The sequence below is a fragment of the Paenibacillus segetis genome (genome assembly GCF_014639155.1).
In the GTDB taxonomy this organism is placed as follows: Bacteria; Bacillota; Bacilli; order Paenibacillales; family Paenibacillaceae; genus Fontibacillus; species Fontibacillus segetis.
In genome coordinates this window covers 145,715-163,767 of record NZ_BMFT01000004.1, presented here as the reverse complement: position 1 = coordinate 163,767, position 18,053 = coordinate 145,715, and the positions used below count along the sequence as shown (strand labels likewise).

At 43.3% G+C, this 18,053-nt stretch carries 14 protein-coding genes; 7 read left to right on the top strand and 7 right to left on the bottom strand.

What is annotated here, in order from left to right; translation table 11 throughout:
* Nucleotides 1-25 precede the first annotated feature (25 nt).
* A complete protein-coding gene (locus IEW05_RS21690; RefSeq protein ID WP_188541949.1) occupies nucleotides 26-2,224 on the top strand; it encodes a GH92 family glycosyl hydrolase in 2,199 nt (732 codons plus the stop codon).
* A gap of 81 nt (nucleotides 2,225-2,305) precedes the next feature.
* Here IEW05_RS21690 and IEW05_RS21685 read toward each other — a convergent pair whose 3' ends face one another.
* Nucleotides 2,306-3,496 (bottom strand): M14 family metallopeptidase, encoded by a 1,191-nt coding sequence (locus IEW05_RS21685; protein ID WP_188541948.1) that lies wholly within the window; start codon nucleotides 3,494-3,496, stop codon nucleotides 2,306-2,308.
* Nucleotides 3,497-3,794: 298 nt separating this feature from the next.
* Here IEW05_RS21685 and IEW05_RS21680 point away from each other — a divergent pair, with 298 nt between their 5' ends.
* Both IEW05_RS21680 and IEW05_RS21675 read left to right on the top strand, forming a co-directional pair.
* Entirely contained in the window at nucleotides 3,795-4,472 is a 678-nt protein-coding gene (locus IEW05_RS21680; protein WP_188541947.1) for a Crp/Fnr family transcriptional regulator, read from the top strand.
* Between the two features lie 74 nt (nucleotides 4,473-4,546).
* On the top strand, nucleotides 4,547-4,930 hold the full coding sequence (locus IEW05_RS21675; protein WP_188541946.1) for a carboxymuconolactone decarboxylase family protein: 384 nt from the start codon (nucleotides 4,547-4,549) through the stop codon (nucleotides 4,928-4,930).
* Between the two features lie 100 nt (nucleotides 4,931-5,030).
* On the opposite strand, the gene IEW05_RS21670 is transcribed toward IEW05_RS21675, so the two are convergent.
* The 4 genes from IEW05_RS21670 to IEW05_RS21655 form a co-directional block, all read right to left on the bottom strand.
* Nucleotides 5,031-5,249 carry a hypothetical protein gene (locus IEW05_RS21670; RefSeq protein WP_229753650.1) on the bottom strand — a complete coding sequence of 73 codons (219 nt, stop codon included), beginning with the start codon at nucleotides 5,247-5,249 and terminating at the stop codon, nucleotides 5,031-5,033.
* Between the two features lie 206 nt (nucleotides 5,250-5,455).
* A complete protein-coding gene (locus IEW05_RS21665; protein WP_188541944.1) occupies nucleotides 5,456-7,672 on the bottom strand; it encodes an S-layer homology domain-containing protein in 2,217 nt (738 codons plus the stop codon).
* A gap of 197 nt (nucleotides 7,673-7,869) precedes the next feature.
* On the bottom strand, nucleotides 7,870-8,070 hold the full coding sequence (locus tag IEW05_RS21660; RefSeq protein ID WP_188541943.1) for a cold-shock protein: 201 nt from the start codon (nucleotides 8,068-8,070) through the stop codon (nucleotides 7,870-7,872).
* 228 nt (nucleotides 8,071-8,298) lie between these two features.
* The gene (locus tag IEW05_RS21655; protein WP_188541942.1) at nucleotides 8,299-9,114 is read right to left on the bottom strand and encodes a MerR family transcriptional regulator; all 816 of its coding nucleotides are present in this window, start codon (nucleotides 9,112-9,114) and stop codon (nucleotides 8,299-8,301) included.
* Between the two features lie 157 nt (nucleotides 9,115-9,271).
* Between IEW05_RS21655 and IEW05_RS21650 the strand changes: the two genes are divergently transcribed.
* A complete protein-coding gene (locus IEW05_RS21650; RefSeq protein WP_188541941.1) occupies nucleotides 9,272-10,783 on the top strand; it encodes an MFS transporter in 1,512 nt (503 codons plus the stop codon).
* Nucleotides 10,784-10,882: 99 nt separating this feature from the next.
* On the opposite strand, the gene cspD is transcribed toward IEW05_RS21650, so the two are convergent.
* Complete coding sequence (gene cspD, locus IEW05_RS21645) at nucleotides 10,883-11,083, bottom strand: cold-shock protein CspD (RefSeq protein ID WP_188541940.1); 201 nt, start codon at nucleotides 11,081-11,083, stop codon at nucleotides 10,883-10,885.
* A gap of 249 nt (nucleotides 11,084-11,332) precedes the next feature.
* Nucleotides 11,333-14,119, bottom strand: a complete 2,787-nt coding sequence (locus IEW05_RS21640) for a glycoside hydrolase family 3 C-terminal domain-containing protein (protein WP_188541939.1) — start codon at nucleotides 14,117-14,119, stop codon at nucleotides 11,333-11,335.
* A gap of 137 nt (nucleotides 14,120-14,256) precedes the next feature.
* On the opposite strand from IEW05_RS21640, the gene IEW05_RS21635 reads away from it, so the two are divergent.
* From IEW05_RS21635 to IEW05_RS21625, 3 genes are all read left to right on the top strand, one after another.
* Nucleotides 14,257-15,165, top strand: coding sequence for an AraC family transcriptional regulator (locus IEW05_RS21635; RefSeq protein WP_188541938.1), 909 nt, complete (start codon nucleotides 14,257-14,259; stop codon nucleotides 15,163-15,165).
* A 128-nt stretch (nucleotides 15,166-15,293) separates the two neighbouring features.
* Nucleotides 15,294-17,126, top strand: coding sequence for a class I mannose-6-phosphate isomerase (locus IEW05_RS21630; protein WP_188541937.1), 1,833 nt, complete (start codon nucleotides 15,294-15,296; stop codon nucleotides 17,124-17,126).
* Nucleotides 17,116-18,042: an ROK family protein gene (locus IEW05_RS21625; RefSeq protein ID WP_188541936.1), complete on the top strand. Its 927-nt coding sequence runs from the start codon at nucleotides 17,116-17,118 to the stop codon at nucleotides 18,040-18,042. The genes IEW05_RS21630 and IEW05_RS21625 overlap by 11 nt, the downstream gene beginning before the upstream one ends.
* The last annotated feature ends 11 nt before the right edge of the window (nucleotides 18,043-18,053 follow it).

Sequence of the window (18,053 nt, the reverse complement as noted above, 5' to 3'; positions counted from 1 at the left end):
AAATCCAACTAAAAGGAGATTCTACATGCTGCATTATATCGACACACGACAAGGCACCAACAACAAACATTCCTATTCCAACGGGAATACACTCCCTTATACCTCTGTCCCTTTCGGCATGAATCACTTTGTCGTACAGACTAACAATGAGGGAAGTTGGTTCTTCAATCCACATGACCGTGTCTTTCAAGGCATTCGTTTGACGCACCAGCCAAGTCCATGGATGGGCGACTTTGCCCATTTTCTCATGACACCTATTGCTGATGACAAAATCAGAAGTTCCGTGTTTTCTTGCCAAAGCTCTTATCGGCCGGAAGAAGCCATTTTCAAGCCTCACTACGTCAAAGTAAAACAACAACGCTATAACATCACAACTGAGCTGGTTCCGACCTGTTATGGAGCATCCATGCAAATCCAATACAATTCCAAGCAGCAAGCTGGATTCGTGCTGAATGTGAAGAACAAGAGTCAGTTTCATATCGATGCAGCGAATCGCAAAATCACTGGTTATGTCAGCAACTTCGCAGGCTGTCATGATGATCAATTCCGGATGTATGTATCCATGAGCTTCAGTCATGACATCGATCTGGATGCATCGGGTTACTATAATAACGAAGGCGAATTAAGCAATGAGTTGGCTGTAAGCGGCATGGATCAGCATGTTGTCATTCGATTTAAGGACTGCGAGAAGGATACCCTGAATGTTAAGCTGGCGACTTCATTTATCAGTATAGAACAGGCCGAGTTAAATCTTCAGCGTGAGCTGCATTTGTCTATGAATGAAGTGAAAGAACAAGCAACCCTAGCCTGGAACCATTATTTGAATAAAATCCAAGTTACGCATTCGAACGAGGAATATTTACGGACCTTCTATACTTGCTTATATCGAATGTTCCTCTTCCCACAGAAGTTCTATGAATTGGATGCCAATATGGAGTCGATTCATTACGACACTACAGCTAGAGCCGTAAAGAAAGGGATTCTCTATACCAATAACGGATTCTGGGATACATACAAATCCGTATATCCGCTCTATTCTATCATTGCTCCACAAGAATACGAGGAGATGCTCGAAGGTTTCCTGAACTCCTCCCGCGAAACTGGCTTCTTGCCCAAGTGGTTATCACCGGATGAACGTGGCCTAATGCCAGGTACGCTTATTGATGCGGTTATTGCGGACGCTGCCGCCAAAGGAATTGGAAGTCATTTAATGCCTGAACTGCTTGATGCGATGTTGAACGCAGCAACGACACAAAGCGATAAGGATTGTTACGGTCGCCAAGGAACGCTGGATTATATCAAATATGGTTACGTTCCAAATCATTATCACGAAAGTGTTAATCATACGCTGGATTACGCCTATAGTGACTACTGCATCAGCACCGTAGCTGAGGTCTTAGGCAAAGCTGATGTGGCTGAGCATTATAGACAAAGTGCATTGAACTATAAGAACATCTTTGATTCTGAGACGGGCTTCATGCGCGCGAAAGACCAACATGGCCAATTCCGTGATCATTTCAACGATATTAGCTGGGGACTTGACTATGCCGAGGGTAGCGCATGGCAAAGTAGCTTTGCGGTATTTCAAGACTTCCAAGGCTTGATCGAGGCTTATGGTTCTGAGGAACGTTTTTTTGATAAAATTACTGAATTATGCAATAAAGCGCCGGACTTTGATGTGTTAGGCTACGGTTTTGAAATTCATGAAATGAGCGAAATGGCAGCCGTCGATTTTGGCCAGGTAGCTATTTCAAATCAGCCGAGCTTCCACATTCCATATCTGTTCAATTATGTCGGCGAACCGGCTTCCTCTCAGGTCGTAATCAAGCAGATTTTAACCCATCTGTTTAACAGCGGCTTTGACGGATTCCCTGGCGATGAAGACAATGGCAGCATGTCCGGTTGGTATGTATTCAGCTCCATGGGCTTCTACCCGGTATGCCCGGGAAGTAATGAATATGTGCTCGGCATTCCGCTATTTGATAGTGTCACGATTGAACTTCCGGATGGCAAGCAAATGCAGATTCATACCGACAACAATAACCCACAGTCCAATTTCGTTACCAACGTCAAGTTGGAAGGTGAGGATTATACCAAACTGTATATTACGTACGATGATATTATGGAAGGAAAATCACTAGATTTTCGCCTTGGATTAGCTCCAAGCTACCGTTCTTATGAACCGCAGGAGCTTCCCTTCTCACTATCAAAACGTAACAAGTAACCCTAAAAACCCCGAAGAGTAGACACTAAAAAGGTCGCTCCTTCGGGGTGCTTTTTTGTATACTTAAAAAATCTATGATAATTACATATAAAGCGAAGCTAGTAATATCCCTAGACTTTCTTGATAAATTTGTTCAAACTGCGATAAGGGAAGTGGATTCGTTCCTTGCCCTAATTCAATCGTAAAACCTGGCCTTCTCCAATCTTGGATGAACCAATCCTTGAAGCCAGCCCAACTCTCTACATACTCTATAGGCTCATAACCGCTCACTCTTGCAAACTCATTAACAATCACTTCAGATTCAGGTGGCTGAAGCCCTTCAAAGCCCCAATAAATGACCCTTCCCTGTGTATGAAAGGCTAACACACGGCTGAAGTTACTGTTCCACGTTAAATTAGCCATCGCTTGCGACTCTGGCTCCGTAAGTGGCGCCGTTCCTGGATAATCACGAGGAGATGGTGCTTGTGGACCTATTTCCGCTTGTCGTTCCCATAACGCTGGGAACTGGTTATTTAAATCAACCCCACGAATATTGGCCTTCCATCCACTGAAATCGCTGCTTCCTCCATTTATAGCAAGTACATCACTTCGATAAGGTTCGTCACTCGGTAGTCCGATCACGACTAAATCGACACCATCAGGATCAACCATTGGAACAAGAGATAGCGTGGTCGTCTCATATAATGGATTCATTGCGAGCCCACGTATGCTACCATTATTCGTTAATGCTAGTAAGTATTCATTTAGAAACCGAATGAGGACAGGTGTTGTGATCCATTCATTCGCATGAAAAGAGGCGTTTGCGTGGACCTGTTTAGGACCGATACCGAGACGAATTTCAGGAATAACTTTACCCATTACCGAGTTACCAATTGACTGGATGCGGATAAATGGGTAAATCTCAGCGAGGTTGTTAAGGTCCTCCAGCATATCTCCATAATCATATGGTCTTATTGTTTGAACCACTAAGTTAGTAACGCGACTTGGAATCTGAATAATCTGACCGATACGAAGATAATTCGCTTGAATTGATGGATTAAGCAGCATTATAGTGTCCTGCGGTACACCGGCTGTCCTAGCAATCTGCCAAATCGTATCCCCAGGAACGATCTGATATTCTCGTGTCATATAACCCGGTATATTCACCGTTTGTCCTATCATTAATGCTTGTGGATTCATGCCCGGATTTGAATCAAGCAGAAGCTGTATTGGAACCCCAAACAACTGACTATATCCCCAGAACGAATCACCGCCGCGAACCCTTATTTCCATACGGTTACATCCTCCTTAAAGTTTTACGAAGTAAAACTTACATCGTAAGCATAGGCTTATGCCCTGACTCATTGTATGTAGAGCGTAAGTTGATGGTTCGCGATGAATAGGTCAACGTTTACCCATGATGATGCATGGAAGAAAAAAGAAATCGCTCCTTAGAGGGCGACTCCTTTATGTTATCCTGAAAAAAATTAACCATTTTAGGCTCGAAGTAGCGGAGAGAACACGAGGTTCTTTTCTATATACTGGAAATAAATTATGATTAAGCTACTATTTCTCTCAAAGGAGCTCTACTATGCATGTTCTTCCTGAACAGAAAATCCGGCAAATCCAGCAGCTGTTCCCCTCTTTCTCTCATGTCCCCGATGATAGTTGGAATGCTGCAGAAATCCTCTCCATTACTCCCTCTACCCCACACTCCATTCGAGAAGGTCATATGCTTCAGCATGCCATGTTCATTATGGGCGGACAGATTCGTATTTTCAAAATAAGCCCAACAGGTAGAGAGATTACCTTGTATCGCGTGAGTAGTGGTCAGTCCTGCGTACTTATGATGGCAAGCATATTAGGGGAAACAGAATACGAGGCATCGGTCTCGATTGAAGAGAATACGGAGGTTCTACTGCTTCCTGTACACGTATTTAGAGGTTGGATGGACACCATCAAGCCGATTAGACAATACATCTACAAGCAATTCATTGATCGCATGACGAATGTTACCCAGCTCCTTGAAAATATCGCTTTCCAACCCATTCCTTATCGGATTGCAGAATACTTAATCTTAGCATCGGCAAATACAGACCATATACTCCTTACTCATGAACAACTTGCCATCGAAATTGGCACATCCCGCGAGGTTATCACCCGCGTCTTACGCGATTTTGTCAATTTAGGTGCCATTAGGTTAAGCAGAGGGAAAATTAAAATTATTGATCATCATATTTTGCAGAATACATTAGATCGGTTTGTGTGACATTGTCACGGAAGAATGATCCTCTCTCTCCTACAATTATGCTGAGTTTATCAATATTTTATGGGAGGTAGATGATGACACATTATTACGACCGTACTAATCTGCAACGCATTCCTGATCTTATGAAGCTGGCTCCACAAGCTGCCAATTCCTTTTTGGCATTCGAGCAAGATGTCTTTCATGCTTCAGATATCATTGCCGCAAAAGAGAAGGAACTCATTGCTGTGGCCGTGGCCCATGTGACGGGCTGTCCTTATTGCATCGATGTACATGTCAAGAAGTGCAAAGCGCTGGGCGGCACGCAGGAGGAAATATTCCAAGCAGTATTAATCGCCACTTCTACACAAGCCGGGGCCTTACTCAGCCATGCGACACATGCCCTCATCGCATTCGAAGAAAACGCCGATAATCCTACGCCCAAAATACCGCCCGATTCAACTCCGGATTGCTTTTGTTAAAAGGAACGAAATTGCATTAGCCTATATAAATAGGAGAAGTCCTTCTAATTGGCGGACTTCTCCTATTATATTAGCGAACTATGCGATAAGGCAGGGCAGTCTACGGTTCCAGTGGAATGCTCTCAATAGCTGTAAAAAACACATCCAGAAGATCTTTATCAAAGTTTTCTTGTATGTATTTAGATATAAGATATAACTCCTCCTCAGTGCCATACTCTAGGCATGCACGCCCTTCGCACCATAGTACGGTACACTGAAAAGTCTGTCTCACGTGCTCAATAACATAATCTTGCTCCACGAATTCACGGCTAGTTGCCAACGTCATCACTTCCTATCTGATACAAAGGATTCAAAGTATAGTATAAGGTCAACCCATAACATGGATCAATCTTATAAATAATCTCGACGTGCGCGGAAGCCGCGGCCTGGATTGTTAAGACGATGAAGATCAAGTTATAAACCAAAAGGGTATCCCAAAAGCCCAGAAATGGCTGATGGGATACCCCCTTTACATATCATGCAATACTATTTATGATTCGTTATTTGTATGAAACGCTGAAGGATGGTTGCCGCCTCGGCACGAGTCACTGTCCCCGATGGATCGAGTACATTCTCCCCTTTTCCAGATAGGAGACCTGATCCAACCGCCCATTGCACCGCGTTAGAAGACTCCGAGGAAACTTTGCCGGCATCCGTGGAATCTGCAAGCGTACTGGTCGCACTAACGTCCATTCCCATGAATTTCGCATAGTTATAGACGATCACCGCTAGCTGTTCACGTGAAATAGATTGTTCTGGAGCAAATCGCTTGCTATCAACACCCTTAACAATGGCGTTCGTGCTTGCCCATGCAACTGCATCATTGTAATAGGTATCTGTTCCAACATCTTGGAATGAATGAGTTCCCCCACTCGGTTGTCCAGCCAGACGGTGCATAACCGTGACTAACATACTACGAGACATTGCCGTATTTGGGCTAAAGCTTGTCTCTGAGATACCAGAGAACAGTCCCTTTTTCACCATATTATCGATCGCAGAAGCCGCCCAATGGCTGCTCACATCATTGAAAGACATGTCCGAATTACTACCCGGAACTTCGACAAAAATCGGATTAGAATAGAACCACATGCTGGTATAATTCCGATCATTGATATGATTAAAACGCTGCTCATTCTCTTCCGCTGTCGCCGTTCCCTCATAATCAAAGGACTGGTCTTTCAGTGGTTCACCGTTCTTCGTATAGCCATCTACATCGACGCCAAGATTTGTACCACGCAGACGATAATAGCGGCTGGTATCTGCCGGCACTGTGTAATTAATAGTGTAATAACCTTCGGTATCCGGTTGTCCCCAGTCTGCTTCAGTGAATCGTTTTACGATTTTCGTTGTATCATTCGTTGTATTACTAGCATATTCGCTCTCATCAAGACGACCTGTAACCTCACCAGAGATCAGATCGATATGATCCACCTTGACCTTATTATCAACTTTGGTTTCATGCTCTGAAATCGGTGCATAGTTATTGAACTCAGGGCTCTTGAAACGAATGGTAATGTTCGTGTTATCGCCTGCAGACACTTGCAAATCCTCGCCCATTCCTGCTTTCTTACCGTTTCCACTTGCCGTAAAATCGAGCGCATTGATGAGGTCGCCATAGACGGCGAAGGATTTACCCGAGCGCATACCATCTACTACATCCTTGAAGGTGTTCCCTTCAACCCATGTGTAGTTTCTGGAGTATTCACTTGGCCAGTATCCGCTGGAATACTTGCGGTTGCTGCTAACCTTGAAGTGAAAGTCCGAATTGGTAAAATTCCAGAAACGTCGGCCCTCACCAAGCAAAGCATCCCAAACACCGCCAACCTGCGAGATCATGACATCTGCACCGCCGTAAATATCAGCAAGTTCAGAACGATTCTCGCTAGCAGCCATCTGATTGCCTGGCATTCCTTCCATACCGAATACAATGTCAGGGGCTATATCATTCAATTTACGCAAGTCTTCAATGGTGACTACGCCACTGTTACTACCATTGTGCCTGGATGGATGGTTCAGTAAGACATAGCTTTCAGGATAATACTTTTTCAGCCATTCCACCGCTTCAAAGCTCTTATCTTTGTCGGGTTTGAGCTCATCCTTAGTAGGCCGCTCCCCCCATTTCTGAGCTTCATTCGAAGTGAATTGATCACTTGTGGTATCGTAGCTGTACAAATATTCAAACTGATGAATTGCATCTATCGGCACAGCATCACTTTTCGAATCAACAATCCCAACCGAGGCATGATCAAGTCCCATCATATCCCATTCAAAGCCGGGGTAAATTATTTTTCCTGCATATTTCCCACTCTTCTGCAGCTCGGTAATCTTGCTCTCCTGATCTGCAATAGCTTCCCAACGGGCGCTATCCTTCTCATTGCCCTCCGGATTTCTTGGCGAGTTACGAAGGTGATCCGTTACGACAAGATAATCAAACGGTGTACCATAGTTCAATGAAGCCATTGCATCCTCCGATAGACTATCCAAATCCTCACGGAATGCGGCATTCAAGACATTTTCAAGTTTCAAACTAGGTTCAGAAGCATCATTCGATTGCACCGTATGTGTATGATACTCACCCGACATCCATTTGCCGGTATTCGTATTTGGCTTGTCTGCAGCCGCGGATGCCGTCAACATCGTCTGAGACAACGTTAGTAAGGCAAGTGAAGTACAAATAAAGGATTTGAATCTTCTGTTCATCATGTAGTAATCTCCTCTGTTGTATAATTGCACAAATCATCGATCTTCCCAACCAATTTGCAACTATTATAGTCTGAAGGAGTTTTGTTAATTAACAGCGTTATTCTTGTAAACTATTTGTAAAGGAGTTTTCTATGTATTAAATTAACTGAACAATAAAAATACCCCAAACCGCTAGGTTTGGGGCATTAAGCTCTGAATTATAGTTTTACAACGTTCTCGGCTTGTGCTCCGCGTTGGCCTTGTACGATGTTAAATTCAACACGTTGACCTTCGTCCAAAGATTTATAACCGTCTCCAACGATCGCGCTAAAGTGTACGAATACATCATTTCCGCCTTCAACTTCGATAAAACCAAAACCTTTTTCTCCGTTAAACCATTTCACTGTGCCTGTTTCCATAATTATTACCACCTAATTAAAATTTACATGACTTTCTTATCTTTTAAAAATAAAAAAAATTCACATATGGTACAAGGTTATTAAATCTAGAATAACCCTCTACGCTATGCGAATTACTTAGGTCTCTATCTCAATAAACTTATTATAGCACATCTAAGGTCATTAAGATACCTATTCGCGGATATAGGGTTTAATTGGAAAAAGACACCCTCTCAGGTGTCTCCTCTGTTAAATTTGGATCGCAATTTGAATGACATACTTATCTGGATCCCCAACAGCTATATAACTAAGTAAATCATATTCGTATGCGTTGCCCGTAATGGTTAAATTACTAGCAGCAATATATGATTTTAGCTTCTCATAAGACTTAGGCAAACTTTCATATGATCCCTTGTGATTCATAATCACATATCTACCCTTTGGCTTGATATACATTAGCTCGCCTTCATGTTTATACCTGATTTTATTGCAATAATAATCGGGGTCATAGACCCCTTCCTCTATATGGGTCTTGCAAATGATCGTACCGATAGAAAAGTCATATTCGATATGGTGTTCGTCGCAATAATCAAATATCCCATATAATTTTCGGACATGATCCTTTTCCCCACCGTCTTTCGCTAGCCTAACCGCAAGGAAATACTCTTCCTCACATTCCATGACCCAAGGCTCTCCACAATTAACATGAAGCGCACGATCAGTATTATCTATTGCTCCCTGTAAAAGCCTCTGCATTCGCTCTAACTTTCTTCGCTCTTCAACCAACTGCTTCTGTTTTTGCTTGAGCATTGTTAAAAAATGCTCTGTATTTTGGTCCTTCATATATTCCTTTATCTCATTCAACGACGTTCCAGTCCCTTTCAAGACCGCAATAATATCAAAGGTATAAAACTGCTTGTAAGAATAATAGCGATAACCGTTTTCCTTAACGATCTCCGGTTTTAATATGCCAATGTCATCATAATGGAATAACGTATGCTTCGTTACCCCGCATACCTTGGCGAATTCACTTGTCGTAAAGTATTGATCATAGTCCGTTGACATTTTTATTCTCCCCTCTTGACTGTCGGGTTACCCTATAGTTCACAATACATAACGTAACAGCGATTCCCTGTCAAGGAGCATCGTTCGCTACTATCTACCTGAGGGAGGGTTAGCTAGAACACATACTTTTGATATATACATCTATGGAGGATTACTAATGTCTACACTTCAACTATCTAAACTTCAACGCTGGATAGTGCTGGCGATTGTGTCCAGCGCACTGTTTCTGATCGTCATCGACATGACGGTTCTGTACACGGTTCTGCCGCAGCTAACTCATGATCTCGCTGCTTCCGCTTCGGAAAAACTTTGGATAGTTAACATTTATCCACTCGTGATGGCAGGGCTATTGCCCGGTCTAGGTACACTAGGAGATCGTCTTGGGCATAAAAAACTCTTCGTTACCGGACTTGCTGTCTTTGGGATTGCTTCACTGATTGCGGCCTACGCACCGGCACCATATGTACTTATTACCGCACGTACCCTGCTTGCTATTGGTGCAGCCATGATGATGCCTGCAACACTTTCGATCATTCGTACGACCTTTTCGGATGAGCGTGAACGCTCACTGGCTGTTGGTATTTGGGCATCCGTCTCATCTGTTGGAGCTGGTATGGGTCCACTCGTTGGTGGTTTCTTACTGGAACATTTCTGGTGGGGATCGGTTTTCCTCATCAATATTCCTATAGCTATTCTCGCACTGATCTTGGGCATTTTTCTTATCCCCAACCGTAAAGGGAATGAGAATAAAAAGTGGGATTTATTTGGTTCCGTCCAGATTATGATTGGCCTCATTGGCCTCGTATATGCAATTAAGGAGATCAGCAGACGTGAAGGCTCATATATAATCGCTTTGATTTCCGCCGTAATTGGAATCGTAGCAATGATCTTTTTTATACGTCGTCAACGTAAGCACCCTGATCCATTAATCGATTTCTCTCTTTTTAGAGATTCACGCTTTACTACAGGAGTGGTGACAGCACTGCTGTCTTCCTTCGCACTTGTTGGAATGGAGTTGGTCGTGACCCAGCGACTCCAGCTTGTCCTAGGGTATTCTCCCCTAGAGGCGGGCGTGTATGTTGTATTTACTTCAATAGCTTCCTTCATCTCAGGTATACTCATCGGGTTAGTGTTACATCGTGTTGACAAGATGAAGGTACAATGGGTCTGTCTGTTTGTCTCCGGCTTGGGGATGGGTGCCTTTCTGCTCTTCCATAACGGAAATATAACCTTACAGATCGCATCCCTAATGATTCTGGGTGCAGGTCTTGGTGGAGCAATGACAACTGCCTCAAATTCAATCATGCTTCATGTCCCAATCGAAAAGGCAGGCATGGCCGCATCCATAGAGGAAGTATCGTTCGAGCTTGGTAGTGCCCTAAGCATTACGCTTCTTGGTAGTCTTTCTTCGTTCGTTTATACAGCTTCAATCGTTATTCCTGAAGGACTAGCCGTACCGCCGGTCGTTCAAGATAGCCTTGACGAAGCTCTTTTGGCCGCAGAAAATATGCCCGTTGCAGCTGGATCTACTCTCGCCCAAATAGCACAGTCGGCTTTTGATAAGTCATTTGCTGTTGTCCTGGCAACTGCGACAATAATCCTTTTGGTCGCTGCGTTTATGATCCGATCCGCAACACATCGTAGAAAGGTTTGGGGCAATAAGCAATAAGCTGTCGCCTTCACTAAGATAGATATACCAATATCTGAACAAGGATTCATCAATAAAAAAAGCGCCCCAAACATATTGTTTAGGGCGCTTAACTTTAGATTAAAGTTTTACGACATTTTCGGCTTGTGGACCGCGGTTGCCTTCTACGATGTTGAATTCAACGCGCTGGCCTTCGTCCAAAGATTTATAACCGTCTCCAACGATTGCGCTAAAGTGTACGAATACATCATTTCCGCCTTCAACTTCGATAAAACCAAAACCTTTTTCTCCGTTAAACCATTTCACTGTGCCTGTTTCCATAATTATTACCACCTAATTAAAATTTACATGACATTCTTATCTTTTTAAAAATAAAAAAAATTCACATATGGTACAAGGTTATTAAATCTAGAATAACCCTCTACGCTATGCGAATTACTTAGGTCTCTATCTCAATAAACTTATTGTAGCACATCCAAGGCCATTAAGATACTCATTAGCGGGTATAGGGTTAAATTGGAAAAAGACACCCTCTCAGGTGTCTCTTCTGTTTGCTCCATATTTCTACATTTACACTTGTTTGAATTCAATCCAATCGATCTGCAAACCTGGTTTGACAAAGTCAAACTTCAATTCATAAAGGCCAGCTTCCAGCTCTATTTTCACGAGCTTCTGTTTGATCCATCTGCCGTCTGTTCCATTCGTTTGAATGGTCGTCATTGCTTGATCATTCAGCGTCACGTTACAAGCGCTTTGGGCTAAGTTGGTATCAGGAGACATGATATTGACAATGATCCGGTACTGACCAGCCTCATCTACCTTCATAAAGGTCGATCCACTAGTAGCAGGTTTTATCTGTGTATTCTGAGACAATGCCTGTACTTGATTCGGTACAAGAGATGGATTGGCCGTAAAATGATGAACCGTCTCTTCAATCACTTGTTTTCTGGAAAACACAGGTGCGGACATAATGAACTCGCAAATATTGATCGCGTTCCGTTGGAGTTCTCCGCGAGTTAAGGAGCCATTTTCCAAAGATTCAATCGTATTATCATCTAAAGAGTTAATCTCTGCGCCGTAATTATTAACGACCATATATAGATCATTTTGTGCGCGCACCATCGCGTTCGTATATTTATTACTTGGAGCCCCTCCATGGACAACGTCATTCATCACAGCCCACCAATCTGTCATGACGATACCTTTAAAGCCCCATTCTTTGCGAAGAATAGTAGTATTTAAGTCATAGTTAGAAGCTGCCCAATGCCCGTTGATCGGATTATAAGAAGTCATAATCGAATTCGCGCCGCCCTGCTTCACTGCCATTTCAAATCCTTTTAGATAAATCTCCCTTAGGGCACGCTCAGATACAACGGCATTTACCTTACTGCGATATTTCTCCTGGTTGTTACAAGCGAAATGCTTCAATGTAGCATTTGAGCCGCCTTTCATAATACCGCGAGTACATGCCGTAGCAAAAATCCCAGTAATCAACGGGTCCTCTGAAAAATATTCAAAGTTACGCCCATTGAGCGGACTACGTCTGATATTCAAACCAGGCCCAAGCAACGCGTCAATGTTGTTGCTAAGTAATTCTTGACCTTCCATGACATAAAGCTCTTCAACCAATTCAGCATTCCAAGTTGCCGCTAACAAGGTACCAATAGCAACCTGAGTCGCCTTTAATCCGCTATCCATACGAATTCCTGACGGACCATCTGCCGTACAAGCAACCGGAATACCATAATTGTATAAACTGTCGCTTACGCCCCCAAAAGCCGAAGCCGTACCCGGTGTGACCAACGGACTGCTCATGCCTTCACCTCTGACAATTGCGGCTAGATCTTGATCGCTGAGCTGAGCGATAAAAGCTTCCATGCTGACCTTTTGGTCATAAACATCTTGCAATTTATACCCTTTGTCACCGGTTTGCTCCAAGGTTCCAGGTAGATTATTTTCGATCCGTTCCGCCAAAGAAATCTTTCGAGTTGGTACTTCTGCAGAGGTGAGCTCATACGAACCGTCTTCCCGCCGCACACCCGGCTTCATTCTCGCAAAGCCTTCCGTTGGTGCCAGCGCTTCCTCCAACTGCTCCACGACTTGAAGAGTTTCCACAACGAAACCGATTTGTTCTTGAACGCCTATTTCCACCAGATTTCTGACACTGTTTCCGACATAAAAGTGATACGTCCCTGCTTCCAAGACATACGCAGAAAGATGCCCTGTCACGCCACTGTCATCATAGGACGCCATAGAATGCACAGGGAAGCTTACCGTAAGTCGCTGCGATTCACCCGGCTCAAGAGTTTTCGTCTTACCGAACGCTGCCAGAACTTTTGCAGGTTGGCCCAGCTTTCCTTGTGGTGCCTCATAATAGACCTGAACGACCTCTTTACCTGCAAAAGTTGTTCCAATATTCTGTACGGTTACACTTAGTTCGAAGTATTGTTCTCCTTCTTTGGTGACCAGAATGGCCTCCTCAGGCTCGATTGTAAACTCTGTATAAGATAAACCAAATCCGAATTCAAACTGGACTTTATCCGGGCAGAACGTCTCAAAATAGCGATACCCTACATAGATATCTTCTTCATAAACGCTTGTAAACTCATGACCATAGTTACGGGTTGACGGATAATCCTCGATTGAATAAGCAATCGTATCGGTTAATTTACCACTAGGTGTCACTTCTCCGACCAGCACGTCGGCAATCGCATTGCCGCCTTCCATGCCACCTTGCCAAGCATAGATCACACATGGAATCGGATGCACATAACCTTCATCATTCATCCAGCTCATATCGATAATATTCGATACATTCAGCACCACGATGGTTTGTTCAAAATATGTAGTGACTTGTTTCAGCATTGCTGTTTCATCTGCGGTTAACTGGTAACTTCCCGGCTCATTAGCATTATCCTGATCTTCGCCTGCCGTACGTCCAATCACAATGATCGCCTTGTCCGATTTCTTGCGTGCCTCAGTGACCAGTTCATCAGTTAAAGGCATTTCTTTCTGATGCCATGGCTCTGCAGCCCATCCGCCTCCACCGTTATCAAATGGGTTTGTCTCAATCCACTTTTCATATACATTGGCTAAGTCTTCGTTGATTGTAATATGCTGCTTACTCCGAAGACCATCTAGCAAATTGGTTGTATGTGTAACATGAACGCTACCGCCCGAACCTGTACCGCTACGATAATAATTAACTTGAGTTCTGCCAAAGATTGAAACGCTTTCTTTATCTTGAATCGGAAGAACATGGCCTTCATTTTTTAGCAAGACAGCACCTTCTGCAGCTACTTTTCTGCTAAAATCAGCAAAACCTTCTAGTGGAACTCCTAGCATCTGTCTATTCATGTGTTACCTCCTGATTGTCATCTCGATACCTAATTAATACTTCTATATAAAGATACATCATCCCTTTCAGATTTGATAGAATCAAATATAATATACATAATTGTTATAGAATTATAAGTTTATCTGGAGGGTTCATCATGCTTGATCAGGATTTCAGAAGAGCGAACGCCCTACTCAATCAACATATAACGCAAATTGCCGGAGAACAGGTTTCTTTCCGCATTCATTATTGGGGGTTTATGCCCTCTCATTATAATAACTCTCTACACCGCCATTCATTCTTCGAAATCTGTTATGTACTTGAAGGCTGTGGAGAATACTCCGACAACGGAGTCGATTATCTATTGCAGGAAGGTATCTTATTCTGTTCAAGGCCCGGTATATGGCATCAAATTCGCAGTGAGCAAGGCCTTACATTGTTTTTTGTTGCTTTTGAGATCGACGAATCACGGACTTCCGAGAACTATTCCAGGAATTTCCGAAGTTTGATCCACCGTGGAAAAATCGTAGCCGAATCGAAAGACGCTAGCATCTCTGCTCAGATTTGGCAGACGATCTTCAGTATGGCCGAAAGTAAACATCCCATCTCCAAAGATATGTTGCAGCATCTTGTCCTCTCTTTGTTGCTTTCTTTTCTACACGGATTTTCTCCCTTACCGGACTCAAGTGTGAATTCTCTGGATGAAGATACGGCGGAGCATCGCCTACTGAAACGGGCTAAGCTATACATTGAAGATAATTTGTCCTCCCCTTTGAGAATTGAACATGTATCACAAGAGCTCGGTATTTCCTCACGGCATTTATCCAGACTATTTCATTCCCAGCTCGGCCAGACATTCGTGCATTATGTTCAGGAACATCGAGTTCAAAGAGCAAAAGAATGGCTGCTGAACAGCGACATCGCCATTAAGGATATTGCCAAACGGGCAGGCTTCGATTCCGTTCATTATTTTACCCGTGTATTTACAAAAATGTTGGGTGTCGCCCCCGCTAAGTTTCGAAAATCCCAATTCGCAGATGGAAGGCAAGATCGAATACAAACATAACCACACCGTTATTCCACCACCCTCGCTAATATGTCCGAATTGTACAAAAAACAGGGGTGTATTTCTAAAGATATAAAGTTCAAAACTTCTTACAATGAATCTATTCACTGTATAGGAGTGTGACTTGAATGTTTCAGAAAAGACCCATCAATCCTGTTCGCGTTCATCATCCTATAGAGCCTGGTTCAGAAGCTCCTTTTGCAGAACCAGGTCTGCAGCATGGGTGTGAAGCGATTATAGCTCCAGTGGTTTCTTTGGCCGAAGAGGGTCAAAGCAACATCATACGTGTTGCCTTTGACGGCACACATGGAGCTCACTTTCAGCCGATTCTCCAACAAACTGTAGAAGCTCTTGAACAAAAGGGCCATCACGTCTTTGTATTAGGAACCAGCAGTTTCTTAAAAACAAGTGAAGCACTGCGACAACATTTTCATCATCATATTACTGACAACCGCGCGTTCGGATATTTTACAGAAGGAACGATCGAAGATTATTTTAGATCTGATGCCAAATATGAAGCTTCAATCATCATGAATGATGCCATAGCAGCTATTCCACCATCCGGTGTGCCAACCGTTGTCATCACATTTGGTCCAGGGGCCTATTGGCTTGGTGAAGGCATGTTTGACATTAGCTATTTCCTGGATGTCTCTCGCGAGTATCAACAGATGGAGCACAAACAACAGCTACTAAATTTCGGTTTCAGTTGGAACCGGGATGATGTAGAGAAGTACAAAATATCCCTGTTTGTAGAATGGCCTGTTTTCGAAACCTATCGCAAGCAAATTTTAGAGTTTGTTCATTATTACGTCGATATGAATCAACCGGAAGATCCGGTCATGACAACAACCTTTACATTACTTCAAATGATCTTAGGCATTGCCAAAGCACCTATGCGCGTAAAACCATTCTTTGCACCTGGAGTATGGGGCGGTCAATTCCTCAAGGAATTCGCGGATTTGCCGGAGAATTGGACCAATTGTGCCTGGAGTTTTGAACCGATCGCACCAGAGAACTCGATCATTTTGGAGTATGAAGGTAAGCAGATCGAGGTACCATTTCTCACCGTAATGCATTATGAACACCCAAGAATCCTCGGAGATCGGCTCGTCAAACTATTCGGTGATTATTTTCCGATCCGTTTTGATTATTTGGATACGATTGATGGTAGCAACTTGTCATGCCAAGTCCATCCGAAGCAAGAATACGTTCGTAATCAATTCAACGAGTTTATGGAGCAACAGGAATCCTACTATATTATGGAGAAAAAAGGCGATACCGAGGTCTACTTAGGTCTGACAGAACAATGCTCCAAAGAAGGATTCTATGAAGCCGTACAAACGGCTCAGAAAACCGGCATCCCGATTGCGTTAACAGACTATGTGAATGCCTATGCTGCGGATAAAGGCGATCTTTTTCTGATTCCCACAGGAACTGTACACGCATCCGGCAAAGGTAACTTAGTGCTAGAAATCTCCTCCACCACGTGGTGGTTTACTTTTAAAATTTATGATTATCTCCGTAAAGGCTTAGATGGTAAGCCACGCCCGATTAACATCGATCATGCGTTCGAGAATATTGATTTCTATAAAACAACGGAATGGGTAGAAGAAAATCTAATACCACTCCCTACCTTACTGCAAACCCAAGGGGCTAACGAGGAGTATGTATTAGGCCAGCGTGATGACTTACTGTTCTATGTACACCGGTTGCACCTGCATGATACATGGAAAGATAACACGGATGATGAGATGGTCATGTACAATCTGGTAGAAGGTGAACAAGTGAGGATCGTCTCATGTGCGGATGAATCCATTTATGTAGAGTTCAGTTATGCCGAATCTTATATTCTTCCTGCTGGATTTGGAGAGTATAAGATGATCAACCTCGGCAATGAACCATGCAAATTAATTAAAGCCGGCGTATCTAAGGCTTGGGATGTGAGTCTGCTTGGAACTTAACATCGTCATTGCACTTGATGTAGGAGGAACATTCATCAAAACATGCCTTGTGGAGAATGGTATCCCTCTTTCAACTAGTCAAATGGAGTTTCCTTCGCTTGCAGATCAGGATAAAGAGGTCATTCTCGAGCAGTTTATGACTATTTTTAGATCTCAATACGAGTTCTATCATTCACAATTCATAGGAGATGAACGGGATAGCCACTGGCATATTGGCTTGGCTTTTCCCGGACCGTTCGACTATAAGCAAGGAATTTGTTATGTCCAGGGACTGGGTAAATTCGAATCTCTCTATGGAATCAATTTAAGAAAAGAATTCTCCGAACGACTTGAGAAAATAGACGAGGTATGGGCTCAGCGCCTGAAAAGTGCGGATATCCGTTTTGAGCATGATGCTAGACTGTTTGCGCTAGGTGTAAGTGTGGATTTCCCTCAAGATCGCTTCATTGCATTGACTTTGGGCACCGGGCTCGGCTCTGCCTTTATCGATCAATCGAAGATTAACCACCAAATCCAAGGTATTCCTGCTAATGGATGGTTGTACAATCAACCCTATCAAGATGGGATCATAGATGATGCTTTCTCCAAGAGGGGGATCCTGCAGCTTGCTCAAGATTTGGGAGCCCTACAGCCGGGAATGGATGTGAAGGAACTCGCTGAATTAGCGAGACTCGGTAGCGGTCCCGGTAGAGCGGTTTTCTCCGAGTTTGGTAAGCGTCTTGCAGAAATGCTCATTCCGTATATTATGCTGTACGAGCCAAACCTCATCGTTCTCGGAGGACAACTTTCTAAAAGCTATGATTTGTTTGGCAATGCACTTCAAGATCACATCCATTCACAGCAAGTTCAAATTTACACTTCAGGCAACATGCTGAATCATACATTCATCGGTATTTCGCGTCTGTTCGAACAATGAAGTCAAGGCTC